The following is an 11,531-nucleotide window of genomic DNA, read 5'->3' as shown; positions in this document are numbered from 1 at the left end:
GCCCCTCCCTCTCCCTCTGGGAGAGGGTCAATGAACTGGGCCCGTTCCGCCCTGGCCCGTATCGGCGAGAACCAACCCGCCGCCCTGGTCACCGTGCTGGCCACCGAGGGCTCGGCCCCGCGCGAGGCCGGGACCAAGATGGTGGTCTGGGAGGGCGGCCAGTCGGGCACGATCGGCGGCGGCAATCTGGAGCATCAGGCCACCAGCCAGGCCCGCAGGATGCTGACCGGATCCCAGGCCAGTTTCGCCATCCAGGACTATCCGCTGGGCCCGCTGCTGGCCCAGTGCTGCGGCGGCCGGGTGCGGCTGCTGATCGAGCGGATTGAGGCCGCCAGCCGCGACTGGCTGACCGACGCCGCCCGCCGGATGGACGCCGACCAGCCGTTCGAGGTCCGCACCCGCTTCGATCCAGGCCTGCTGACCAAGACCATCGCGCCGATCGCCGCCCTGTCCGACGCTCCGGCCGTCAGCCTGTCCGGCGCCCAGGCCGCCGCGCGGGGCGCGCGCCCCGAGCTGGGTGACGAACTGGTCGAGCGCAACGCCGCGCCGCGTCCGCCCCTGCTGCTGTTCGGCGCCGGTCATGTGGGCCAGGCCATCGCCCGGGCCTTCGCGCCGCTGCCCTTCCGCTTGTTCTGGTATGACAGCCGGCCCGAGACCGCCCAGATCCCGGGCGTCACCGTCGCCGAACCGGCCGAGCTGGCCGCCGCCGCCATGGGCGCGAGCCCGGAGGCCTATGGCCTGATCCTGACCCACGACCACGCCCTCGACTACGCCCTGGCCTCGGCCGGACTGGCCGGCGGCGGATTTGGCTATCTGGGTCTGATCGGCTCGAAGACCAAGCGCGCCCGGTTCATGAGCCGGCTGCGCGACGACGGCTTCTCCGAGGCCGCCCTGACCCGCCTGACCTGTCCGATCGGCCTGCCGGCCCTGAAGAGCAAGGCGCCCGAGGTGATCGCCGTCTCGGTGGCCGCCGACCTGCTGATGCGCCTGGAAGCGGCGCGTGTTTCCAATGACGAGGACGTCGCCGTTGCAAGCCTATAGGGCGTCGATCCTCCACCTGCTGGATGATCCGACAAAAGACGCGGGGGCCGTGGCCTTCCACGAGGACGGCCTGCTGCTGGTCGAGGACGGCCATGTCGTGGCCTGCGGCGACTATGCCGAACTGCGCGAGTTGCTGGGCGATGCGCCGGTCGAGGACCTGAGCGGCAAGCTGATCACGCCCGGCTTCATCGACACCCACATCCACTTCCCCCAGGTCGACATCATCGCCGCCCATGGCGCGCAGTTGCTGGACTGGCTGGAGCAGCACACCTTTCCGGCCGAGGCGGCGTTCGCCGATCCCGTCCACGCGGCCGAGGCGGCGGAGTTCTTCATTGAGGAGTTGCTGCGCAACGGCACGACCACGGCCCTGGTGTTCGGCTCGGTCCACAAGGGCTCGGTCGAGGCCCTGTTCCGCGCCGCCCTGGCCCGCGACATGCGGCTGATCGCCGGCAAGTCGCTGATGGACCGCAATGCCCCGGCGGGCCTGACCGACACGGTCGAGTCCAGCCGCGCCGACATGGAAAGCCTGATCGCCGACTGGCACGGCAAGGGGCGCCTCGGCTACGCCGTCACCCCGCGCTTCGCCATCAGCTGCAGCGACGAGCAGCTGGCCATGGCCGGCGAGGTTCTGGCAGCGCATCCGGGCGTCTGGATGCAGACCCACCTGTCGGAGAACCAACGCGAGATCGAGGAGACGGCGGCGCTGTTTCCGGCCGCGAAGGACTATCTCGACGTCTATGACGGCTTTGGCCTGGTGGGGTCGCGCTCGGTGTTCGCCCACTGTGTTCATCTGCAGGGCGAGGCGTTTCAGCGGCTGGCGGCGGCGGGCTCGGCGGTTGCGTTCTGCCCAACCTCGAACCTTTTCCTGGGCTCGGGCCTGTTCCCGCTGGAGGAGGCCTGTTCGCACGGTGTGAAGGTGGGGATCGGCACCGACGTCGGGGCAGGGACGACCTTCTCGATCCTTCACACCCTGGGCGAGGCCTACAAGGTGGGCCAGCTGCGGGGCGCGGCGCTGGACCCGTTCCACGCCCTCTATCTGGCCACCCTGGGCGGTGCGCGGGCCCTGGACCTGGGCGACCGTATCGGCAATCTGGCGCCCGGCAAGGAAGCCGATTTCCTGGTGCTGGACCTGGCCGCGACGCCACTGCTGAAGCGACGGATGTCGGGAGACCGCAGCCTGGAGAACCGGCTGTTCGCCCTGACCGTGCTGGGTGATGACCGGGTGGTGGAGCGGACCTATCTGGCCGGCACGCTGCGCCACACGCGGTAAAAGTTATCCACAGGGTGATCCTCCCCCCAGCGGGGGAGGTGGTCGCGAAGCGACCGGAGGGGGAAGTCAGCTGAGGTTCCGCTGATGCTTCCCTCTCCGTCGGCTGCGCCGACACCTCTCCCCTCAGGGAGAGGATCTGGAGCGCTCTATCCCCGCTCTCGCCGGATCAGACCCCAGCAAATTCAACGCCCTAGACAAAAACGCACGTTTCTTGTCCCCGGCCTCCAAACCGGCCGCATCATGGCGGCATGACACAGATCTCGCCTGACACCTGGTGCGAACGCCTGCAGGGCAAGCTGATGGCCGGCCTCGAGGCCGCCTGGGCCCTGATCGAAAAGACCGACGACCCCGTCGCCCTGCGCAAGGCCCGCGAAAAGGCCCGGGCGTGCGGGGTGATGGCCGCGACGGCCCGCCGGATCGTGCTGATGACGGGGCCTCGACGGCCGGCGAGCGTCGCCGTCGCGCCGTCCGGGGCGCCATTCGAGGCGGTCGATGCGCCGCCGGCGCCGGCGCGCGGTATCGACCGGCTCAAGGGGGGGCGGCGCGGGCGGTTGTGAGGTTGTGCGTCCTTCGAGGCCCGCTGCGCGGGCGCCTCAGGATGAGGAATTCAGAAACAAACAGTCCTCATCCTGAGGTGCGAGCCAGCGGCGAGCCTCGACGGACGCACGGCCTGGCCGCCTAAGCGCCGACCTTCATCGTCTGCGCATACAGCGCCAACAGCCCCGCCTCGTTTACCGCCACGGTCACCGCCTGGATCGGCTGGTCGTCCCAGGCCGATGGTCCGAACAGTTCGCCCTCGGCCTTCAGGCAGGTCTGGCCCAGGGCGATGCCCTCGGTCACCACCCGCACCGATCCGCGCCGGGTCTCGAACAGGGCGGGGTCGATGACGAACGCCACCGCCGCCGCGTCGTGGACGCAGCAGCCCTCGATGCCGTCGCGGCCGCCATAGAAGGCGGCATAGGGCTTGGAGATGGCGTTGAGGAACACGCCCGCGGGGCCGGCCGACGCTTCCAGAGCGTCCATATAGGCCGGCGACATCACCACCTGGGTCGTCACGTCCAGGCTGACGGCGGTCAGGTTCCACGGAGCCGTGAAGACCAGATCGGCGGCTTCCGGATCGTTCCAGATATTGGCCTCTGCGACGGGGGTGACATTGCCGGGCTTGCCGGCGATCCCGAACGCGCCGCCCATGATCACCACGCCCTTCAGCAGGGTCGCGACCTGCGGATCAGCCTTCAGGGCCAGGGCCAGATTGGTCAGCGGGCCGACGGCGACCAGGGTCACCTCGCCGGGATGCTTGCGGGCCAGGTCGATGATCGCCTGATGCGCCGGCTTGGCCTCGGGCTGGGCCGGGATCAGGCCGGTCAGCTCCACGTCGCCCAGGCCGTTCTCGCCGTGCACGAAGGTCGGCGAAGGGTTGCGCGGCCGGGTCAGCGGCTTGTCGGTCCCCTTGAACACCGGCGCGGCCAGGTTGAAGCGCTGCTTCAGATACAGGGCGTTGCGGGTGGTGGTGTCGATGTCGGAATTGCCGAAGATCGTGGTGATGGCCAGCAGGTCCAGCGCCGGGCTGGCCGCGATGAACAGCAGCGCCATGGCGTCGTCGATGCCGGGGTCGGTGTCGAAAATGATCTTGTGCGTCATGGGCGGGCTCTAGCGTTTTTCTTCGGGTGACGCGAGGCGTTGATCGGCGCCCGATTGCATCAGGGAGACGTGGGCGGAGGCCACCTTCCAGCCCTCCGGCGTGCGGATCCAGGTCTGGCTCTGGCGGCCGATCTTGTCCGCGCCATCGCGGCGGAACTCGACATTGGCGATGGCGAAGTCGTCGCCGAAGGTGGTGATCTCGGTCCGCAGACGGGTGCGGGGCGGCGAGCCGCCGGCCCGGCCGACCCGGAAGGCGGCGATCTCGTCGAAGCCGTAGAGGTTTTCGCTGACGCCCAGGCGCACGGTGTGCGGCGAGGCCCAGAACGCGCCGTCCAGGGCCTCGACGTCATTGGCCATCAGGGCCGCCTCATAGGCGTCGACGGCTTCGGCGACCTGGGCCAGCACCACGGGATTGTTGAGGATCACAGCAGGCCCTCCGGCGCATGGGCGGCGACGACGCCCTGGCGTTGCAGTTTCAGGCCGGCGGCCAGGGCCAGGTCTTCGCGCCACGCCGGGGCGATGATCTGCACGCCGATCGGCAGTTGGCCCGGGCGATTGACCGGCGCGGCCAGCACCGGCAGGCCGATATAGCTGATCGGCTGGGTGAAGGCCCCCAGGTTCTTGCGGACGGAGACCTGCTGGCCGCCCATCTCCATGGTCGCCTGGCCGATGCCGGGGGCGGGACAGACCGAGGACGGCGCCAGCAGGATATCGAAGTGTTCGAACGCGCGGCGCGCCTCGTCGCGGAACACCGTGCGATAGCGCTGGGCGGCTTCGGCGATGCCCCTGGGCAGCAGGGCGCCGGCCAGCAGGCGGTCGCGGACGGCGGGGTCGTAGTCCAGGGCGCGGGTCTGCAGGTCGGGCAGGTGCAGGTGGGCGGCCTCGACCGGCGTCAGGCAGAAGGCGGCGGCGCGGGCGGCCTGGGCGCCGGGCAGGATCACGCGGTCGCGGGCGTCCAGCGCCCTGGCCACGCTGTCCAGCGCCTCCAGCACCTCGGGAAAGGCGCCCTGCGCGAACCAGCCGCCCAGCACGCCCACGCGCAGCGGGCCGTCGGCCAGGGCGGCGATCACGTCGGACACCGGCTCGGCCACGCGCGTGCAGATCGCGTCGCCCTCGGCGTCCGGCCCCTGCAAGACGTCATAGGCCAGGGCCAGATCCTCGATCGACCGGGCGAAGGCGCCGGCATGGTCCAGGCTCTCGACGAAGGGAAACACGCCCTGGCGCGACAGGCGGCCATAGGTGGGTTTCAGGCCAAACACCCCGCACAGGCTGGCGGGGATGCGGATCGAGCCGTTGGTGTCCGAACCCAGGGTCAGCGGCACGAGGCCCGCCGCCACGGCCGCGGCCGAGCCGCCCGACGAGCCGCCGGCGATCCGTGTCAGGTCGTGGGGATTGTGGGTCGGGCCGTCATGGGCGTTCTCTGTGACGAAGCCATAGGCGAACTCGTCCATGTTCAGCGCGCCAACCAGGATGGCGCCGGCGGCCTCCAGCCGCTGGATCAGGGTGGCGTCGCGGGGCGGCTGCGTCGCATCCCGGCGGATCTTAGAGCCGGCCAGGGTGGGCAGGCCCTCGACGTCGAACAGGTTCTTGACCGCGAACGGCACGCCGGCCAGCGCGCCCACGGCGGCGCCGCCCGCGATGGCCGCATCGACGGCGTCGGCCCGCGCCAGGGCGCGCGCGTCCAGCACGGCGGTGAAGGCGTTGAGGGATCCGTTGCGGCGGGCGATCCGCGACAGGGTGGCCTGGGTCACCGCGCGGGCGGTGACGCGACCGGCGCGGACCTCGCCGGCGATCTCGACGACGCTGGGAAAGCTCATGGCGTGAAGGTTTCGGCGGTGTCGCTACCTACCCCGGAGGAAAGGGCGGCGACGAACAGGGCCGTCTGGACGCGCAGCAGGGCCAGGTTCTCCCGCACGCCCGGCAGGGTCGGCTCGGGCAGGGGCAGGCCGATCTCCGCCGCGCGCGCCTCGGCATAGGCCGCGACGTCGCCGTCGGACAGGTCGAGAAAGGCCTTCAGCGCCGCATCGATCGCCATCGTCGGGCGGTCCTCCTAAGTAAGAAATTTATTCATATACCGGGGTTGTGCGTCGAGGCTAGTGCGGCGGCGCGTGCGCCTGCGGCGGGGCGGCTTCGCCCGCCAGACGGACAGTCTCGCCGCCAAACGCCCGCCGGGCGGGCGCCTCGCGGCAATCGGCGGGCCCCAGGTCGCGCCGCCCTTGGGTCCGGCGGCGGAGCAGGGTCGAAGTGGGAGCTTGTAAGAGAAGGCTTACTTGATGCCCCACCACATTCTGACCTCCACGCCGCAGACCATCCGCTTCGGCATGTTCGACGCGGCCTTTGATCCGGTGCTGACCGTCGCGTCCGGCGACAGCGTCACCTTCGAGTGCGTCTCGGGCGGGGTGGAGGTGATGCCGGGCGAGGGCAGCGGCCTTACGATCCCGCCGGCCCTGCGGGCGATCCACGACGCCAGACCCGAACGGATCGGCCCGCATATCCTGACCGGCCCCGTCGCCATCGCCGGCGCCGAGGCAGGCGACACGCTGGAGGTGCGGATCGAGGCGGTGGAGCCCAATAACGACTGGGGCTACTGCGCCGTGCGCCCCCTGGCCGGGACCCTGCCCGAGGACTTCCCCGAGCGCTATGTCAGCCACATCGCCGTCGACCGCGCGGCGGGCACCTGCAAGCCCGACTGGGGCCCGACCCTGCCGCTGAGGCCCTTCTTCGGCACCATGGGCGTCGCGCCGCCCGCGAGGTACGGACGCCTGTCCAGCAAGGAGCCGCGCGAGCATGGCGGCAACATGGACAACAAGGAGCTGGGCGCGGGCGCGACCTTGTTCCTGCCGGTCTGGGTTCCCGGCGCCAACTTCTCCGTGGGCGACGGCCATGGCCGTCAGGGCGACGGCGAGGTGTGCGTCAACGCGCTGGAGATGGGCCTGACGGGGACCTTCAGTTTCATCCTGCACAAGGCCGCCGACGTGGGCGTCGCCGTCTGGCCCCGGGCCGAGACCCCGACCCACTACATTGTCATGGGCTTCAACGAGGATCTGGACCTGGCCATGAAGCAGGCCCTGCGCGGCATGATCGACTTCATCACCGCCCGCTCGGCCCTGACCCGGGTGCAGGCCTATCAGTTCTGTTCGCTGGCCGTGGACTTCCGCGTCACCCAGACGGTGAACGGCGAGAAGGGCGTGCACGGCATGCTGGAGAAGGGCGTTCTGTTCTGATCGAGCGGCGGACTTAACTTGAATTTGTCGCTCATAACTTATCTCTCATGAATTGAAAAATTCACTTGAGATAAAATCTCAGGTTGTTCGAAGTGGCCTCGCCCCGATCCGGGGGCAGGAGGTCCAAGCATGTATCTGACGGGAACCGAAGGCGACGACAGCCTGGTCGGCGGCGCCGAAGACGACACCATCCAAGGCCTGGCCGGCGACGATCTGCTGGTCGGCGGCGGCGGACACAACACCCTGGACGGCGGCGACGGCAGCGACACCGTCAGCTATGCGGGCGCTACGCCTGCGGGGATGTTCGGCTTTCTGATGATCAATCTCCAGGGCCAGTACACCTCGATGGTCGGTCCGGGCGGCGGCGCGATCGACACGCTGGTCTCGATCGAGAACGCGATCGGCTCCAGCGGGGCGGACTGGTTGGTCGGAACCAGCGGCGACAATGTTCTGTCGGGCGGGGCGGGCGCCGACCACATCGAAGGCAAGGGCGGCGCCGACGTTCTGGACGGCGGCGACGGCGCCGACGCAATCAACACGCTCGGCATCTTCGGCGCGGCCGCCATCGGCTCCGTGATGATCGGCGGCGACGGCAATGATTCAATCCAGAGCGGCAATTCCAACGACACCCTGCTGGGCGGCGACGGCGACGACTTTCTCGAAGCCGACAACTACACGACCACTCGCATCATCGACGGCGGGGCGGGCGTCGACGCGCTTGGCTTCTTGGACAACGGCTCGGTGATCTATTCCACCGGTGTCGTCTTCGACCTGAACAACACCGGTGCTCAGACCGTCGCTTCCGGCGTCGTGGTTACCGTGAGCAATGTCGAGAACGTCTATGGCTCCGGCGCCGGCGACACGCTGATCGGCGACGCGAACGCCAACCTGCTCAGAGGCAATGGCGGCGCCGACATCTTGTACGGCGGCGCTGGCGATGACCGCATCGAGGGCGGCGACGGCGACGACTACATTCAAGGCGGTCAGGGCCAGGATTCGATGACCGGCGGCGCCGGGGCCGACACCTTCGCCTTCGCCGCGGGCGACAGCGTCGCGCCCGATACGATCCAGGCCTTCACGGCCGACGATCACATCCTGTTTGTCGACGGGCCGGCCGGAACCAGCGGCAACTATCTGGAACTGTCGACGATCGACTTCGGGGCCGTCAGCGCCGCCTTCGCGGGCGAGGGCGTTCGCTATGTGGCGATGCAGATGTTCTCGGACGTGTTCCTGTTCGCCGATGTCGGCGACGAGGGGACGGGCTACGATCAGATGATCATCCTCAGCGGAATGACCCTGTCGTCGATCGATCCCAGCGCCATCCTGGGATTCTAGGACGACTTTTGCGTGTGGCGGTTTCTGACCGCGAAGTCCCGGGCGCCTCGGCTCCCGGGGCCAGCGTCGCGGCTGTCATTGAACCGCCACAACCCCTTTCTGATAAAGGGTTGCGTGCCAAAATGGCGCGGAACGTCCCGCGCCGACACAGGGATTATCGTTAATATTCCCGTAGAGGCTGAAAGGAGTTCGGCCTGCATCTTGCACTCGCTAGGTCACGCTGAGGTTGCAGCAGGGTCGAGGGGCTTGAAAGATGGAATTGCACGGCACGCAAGGCGGGGACGTTCTGATTGGCAGCCCGGATGCGGACACGCTCTACGGCTTCGGCGGCAATGACACCCTGAACGGCGGTCCGGGCGATGATGTCCTGGCGGGTATGGACGGCGCCGACACCCTGAACGGCGGCGACGGCGACGACTATCTGCTGGGCGGCGCGGGCAATGACACGCTGGACGGCGGGGCCGGCAACGACTGGGCGGCCTATGAGGACGCCGCGTCGGCCGTGAAGGTCGATCTCAACCTGACCGCCGCCCAGAACACCGGCGGCGGCGGGACCGACAAGCTGATCGGCATCGAGAACCTCTACGGCTCGGCCTTCAACGACACCCTGATCGGCGACGCGGGCGCCAACATGCTGGGCGGCGGCGACGGCAATGACAGCCTGACCGGCGGTAAGGGCGACGACACCCTGAACGGCGGCGCTGGAAACGACACCGTGCTGGGCGGCGACGGCGACGACTACATCTTCGGCGGCCCCGGCAACGACACCATCGATGGCGGCGCGGGTTCGGACTGGTCGGCCTATGAGGACGCGACCTCCGGCGTGACCGTGAACCTCAACCTGACCACGGCCCAGAACACCGGCGGCGGCGGGACCGACAAGCTGATCTCGATCGAGAACGTCTACGGCTCGGCGTTCGATGACGTGCTGACGGGTGATGGCAAGGACAACACCCTGGCCGGCGGCGACGGTGATGATCGTCTCATCGCGGGCGCGGGCGATGACCATCTCAGCGGCGGTTGGGGCAGCGATTATATCGACGGCGGCGCCGGCTTCGACGTGATCACCCTGGATGGCGGTGAGGGGTTGGTCGATCTGGCGGCGACCCTGCAACAGGGCGGCAACCACGGCCGCGACACCCTGGTCTCGATCGAGGGCGTGATCGGCAGCGACCTGCGCGACGACATCAGCGGCAACGCCGCTGAAAACTACATCTACGGCGCCGGCGGCGATGACTATCTGATCGCAATCGGCGGCGGAGACGTTGTGGACGGCGGCGAGGGCAATGACCTGCTGCGCGCCAGCCAGAATGCGTCGGGAGACTATCTGACCGGCGGGGCGGGTAACGACGCCTTCTTCACCTACAACGGTTGGGTGACCATGGACGGCGGCGAGGGCGATGACCGGTTCTTCGTCGACCGCGCGCCAGGACTGGTGGGGGTGACCACCGTGGACGGCGGGGCCGGTATCGACACCCTGGAGCTGAGCGGCGGCTACGTGCCGATCGGCGGGGCGGTCGTTGATCTCAGGATCCTGGGACCGCAGGACATCGGCGCGGGGCAGTTTCTGGACATCAAGGGCGTCGAGAACCTCATCGGCGGGCCCGGAAATGATCACCTGATCGGCGACACCAAGGACAATGTGCTGCAAGGGCGCGAAGGCGACGACATCCTGGACGGCGGGGCGGGCGTCGACACCGTCAGCTATCTGAACGACGGGGCGTCGGGCGGCGTCACCATCGACTTGCGCCAGTCCCTCCAGGCGAGGAGCGCCCATGGCCAGGACACGCTGATCGCGATCGAGAATATCATCGGCACGGCCTATGCCGACCGCCTGACCGGCGACGCCGGCAACAATGTCTTCACCGGCGGCGCGGGCGATGATGTGATCGACGGCGGAGAGGGCGTCGATTTCGTCAGCTATCTCGACGACGGCCTGCAGACGGGCGTCACGGTCAATCTCTACATGGGCTGGCAGAGCACTCTTTCGGATCGGGGGCAGGACACCCTGATCTCGATCGAGGGCGTGGAGGGCTCGGCCTTTGATGATTTCATCACGGGAAGCGCGGGCAATGACGTTCTGCGCGGCAATGGCGGCAATGACGTCATCTGGGGTTATGGCGGCTACGACACGCTGGAGGGCGGCGAAGGCGACGATTACCTCTCGGCCTATGTCCTGAACAACAATACGGCGTCCTCGGCGGGTACGACCCTGCGGGGCGGGGCCGGACGCGACACCCTCGAGTTGGGCCTTGGCGACAATCGCGCCGAGGGCGACGAGGGCGATGACGTCTTCTACGTCAACAACCTGGCGGGGCTTAAGATCATCGCCGGCGGCGAGGGCGTCGACAGCCTGCAATTCTCCTATCGAACGGGCGGGCCGCTGGAGTTCGCCGCCGGCGTGACCGTCGACCTGTCGCTTCTCCTCCAGGCCCAGCAGGTCGCGACCGGCGTTTCCATGGTGCTGAGCGGCATCGAAAAGGTCGTCGGCTCGATGGCGGGCGACCACATCACGGGGAGCGCCGACGACAACATCTTGATCGGCTTTGACGGCAACGACGTGATTGGCGGCGGCCTGGGCGACGACACCCTGGACGGCGGCGCGGGCAGCGACACCCTGACCGGCGGCAAGGGCAGGGACGTGCTGTGGGGCGGCGCGGACAAGGATCATTTCGTCTTCGCGGCCGGCGACTCCGTCGCGACCGACGCTCTGGGCAATGGCGTCGATGTCATCATGGACTTCAAGGCGGTCGATCAGCTGGTGTTCGGTTCGACCAGCGTCACCATGACGTACGGCGAAGCCGTGCGGAGCTCCTATGTCGAGGCCCTGGCCCTGGCGCAGGACAGCCTGGCGGGCGCGCTCACGGAAAAGGTCTTCACGGCGGTGCAGGTCGGAAGCGACGTCTTTGTCTTTTCGGGCGCCAGGGACGCCACCGGCGCCCATCTGGAAAATGTGGTCAAGCTGGTGGGGGTCGGAATCGACGAGGTCGCCTTCAACAACTTCCGCTAGACTCGGCGCG

General features: G+C 68.6%; 10 protein-coding genes. 6 read left to right on the top strand and 4 right to left on the bottom strand.

Annotated elements, in window-relative coordinates:
* Positions 1 to 30 precede the first annotated feature (30 nt).
* From xdhC to ACQY9P_RS01495, 3 genes are all read left to right on the top strand, one after another.
* Positions 31 to 1,041, top strand: a complete 1,011-nt coding sequence (gene xdhC, locus ACQY9P_RS01505) for a xanthine dehydrogenase accessory protein XdhC (protein ID WP_421737011.1) — start codon at positions 31 to 33, stop codon at positions 1,039 to 1,041.
* Positions 1,028 to 2,311 (top strand): guanine deaminase, encoded by a 1,284-nt coding sequence (gene guaD / locus ACQY9P_RS01500; RefSeq protein WP_421737012.1) that lies wholly within the window; start codon positions 1,028 to 1,030, stop codon positions 2,309 to 2,311. The genes xdhC and guaD overlap by 14 nt, the downstream gene beginning before the upstream one ends.
* A gap of 248 nt (positions 2,312 to 2,559) precedes the next feature.
* A complete protein-coding gene (locus ACQY9P_RS01495) occupies positions 2,560 to 2,868 on the top strand; it encodes a hypothetical protein (protein ID WP_421737013.1) in 309 nt (102 codons plus the stop codon).
* A gap of 121 nt (positions 2,869 to 2,989) precedes the next feature.
* Here ACQY9P_RS01495 and ACQY9P_RS01490 read toward each other — a convergent pair whose 3' ends face one another.
* From ACQY9P_RS01490 to ACQY9P_RS01475, 4 genes are read right to left on the bottom strand one after another with little or no spacing between them, the layout of a single operon-like run.
* Entirely contained in the window at positions 2,990 to 3,952 is a 963-nt protein-coding gene (locus ACQY9P_RS01490) for a nucleoside hydrolase (RefSeq protein WP_421737014.1), read from the bottom strand.
* Positions 3,953 to 3,961: 9 nt separating this feature from the next.
* Positions 3,962 to 4,378: an oxalurate catabolism protein HpxZ gene (gene hpxZ / locus ACQY9P_RS01485; RefSeq protein WP_421737015.1), complete on the bottom strand. Its 417-nt coding sequence runs from the start codon at positions 4,376 to 4,378 to the stop codon at positions 3,962 to 3,964.
* Entirely contained in the window at positions 4,375 to 5,769 is a 1,395-nt protein-coding gene (locus ACQY9P_RS01480) for an AtzE family amidohydrolase (RefSeq protein ID WP_421737016.1), read from the bottom strand. The genes hpxZ and ACQY9P_RS01480 overlap by 4 nt, the downstream gene beginning before the upstream one ends.
* On the bottom strand, positions 5,766 to 5,987 hold the full coding sequence (locus ACQY9P_RS01475) for a DUF4089 domain-containing protein (RefSeq protein ID WP_421737017.1): 222 nt from the start codon (positions 5,985 to 5,987) through the stop codon (positions 5,766 to 5,768). Before ACQY9P_RS01475 ends, ACQY9P_RS01480 begins: the two co-directional genes overlap by 4 nt.
* A 235-nt stretch (positions 5,988 to 6,222) precedes the next feature.
* On the opposite strand from ACQY9P_RS01475, the gene ACQY9P_RS01470 reads away from it, so the two are divergent.
* The 3 genes from ACQY9P_RS01470 to ACQY9P_RS01460 all read left to right on the top strand — a co-directional run bounded on the left by ACQY9P_RS01470 (position 6,223) and on the right by ACQY9P_RS01460 (position 11,521).
* Positions 6,223 to 7,176 carry an acetamidase/formamidase family protein gene (locus ACQY9P_RS01470; protein ID WP_421737018.1) on the top strand — a complete coding sequence of 318 codons (954 nt, stop codon included), beginning with the start codon at positions 6,223 to 6,225 and terminating at the stop codon, positions 7,174 to 7,176.
* 129 nt (positions 7,177 to 7,305) lie between these two features.
* Entirely contained in the window at positions 7,306 to 8,511 is a 1,206-nt protein-coding gene (locus tag ACQY9P_RS01465) for a calcium-binding protein (protein ID WP_421737019.1), read from the top strand.
* Positions 8,512 to 8,764: 253 nt separating this feature from the next.
* Positions 8,765 to 11,521, top strand: coding sequence for a calcium-binding protein (locus ACQY9P_RS01460; RefSeq protein ID WP_421737020.1), 2,757 nt, complete (start codon positions 8,765 to 8,767; stop codon positions 11,519 to 11,521).
* The last annotated feature ends 10 nt before the right edge of the window (positions 11,522 to 11,531 follow it).

Source organism: Caulobacter sp., assembly GCF_965279145.1.
Classification (GTDB): domain Bacteria; phylum Pseudomonadota; class Alphaproteobacteria; order Caulobacterales; family Caulobacteraceae; genus Caulobacter.
Note: the sequence above shows the minus strand (reverse complement) of the source record. Positions and strands in the feature narration are given on the sequence as shown.

Coding starts and splice junctions, on each gene's coding strand:
- ACQY9P_RS01495 (WP_421737013.1), top strand. CDS start 2,560: ATGACACAGATCTCGCCTGACACCTGGTGCGAACGCCTGCAGGGCAAG.
- ACQY9P_RS01465 (WP_421737019.1), top strand. CDS start 7,306: ATGTATCTGACGGGAACCGAAGGCGACGACAGCCTGGTCGGCGGCGCC.
- ACQY9P_RS01460 (WP_421737020.1), top strand. CDS start 8,765: ATGGAATTGCACGGCACGCAAGGCGGGGACGTTCTGATTGGCAGCCCG.
- ACQY9P_RS01490 (WP_421737014.1), bottom strand. CDS start 3,952: ATGACGCACAAGATCATTTTCGACACCGACCCCGGCATCGACGACGCC.
- xdhC (WP_421737011.1), top strand. CDS start 31: ATGAACTGGGCCCGTTCCGCCCTGGCCCGTATCGGCGAGAACCAACCC.
- ACQY9P_RS01480 (WP_421737016.1), bottom strand. CDS start 5,769: ATGAGCTTTCCCAGCGTCGTCGAGATCGCCGGCGAGGTCCGCGCCGGT.
- ACQY9P_RS01475 (WP_421737017.1), bottom strand. CDS start 5,987: ATGGCGATCGATGCGGCGCTGAAGGCCTTTCTCGACCTGTCCGACGGC.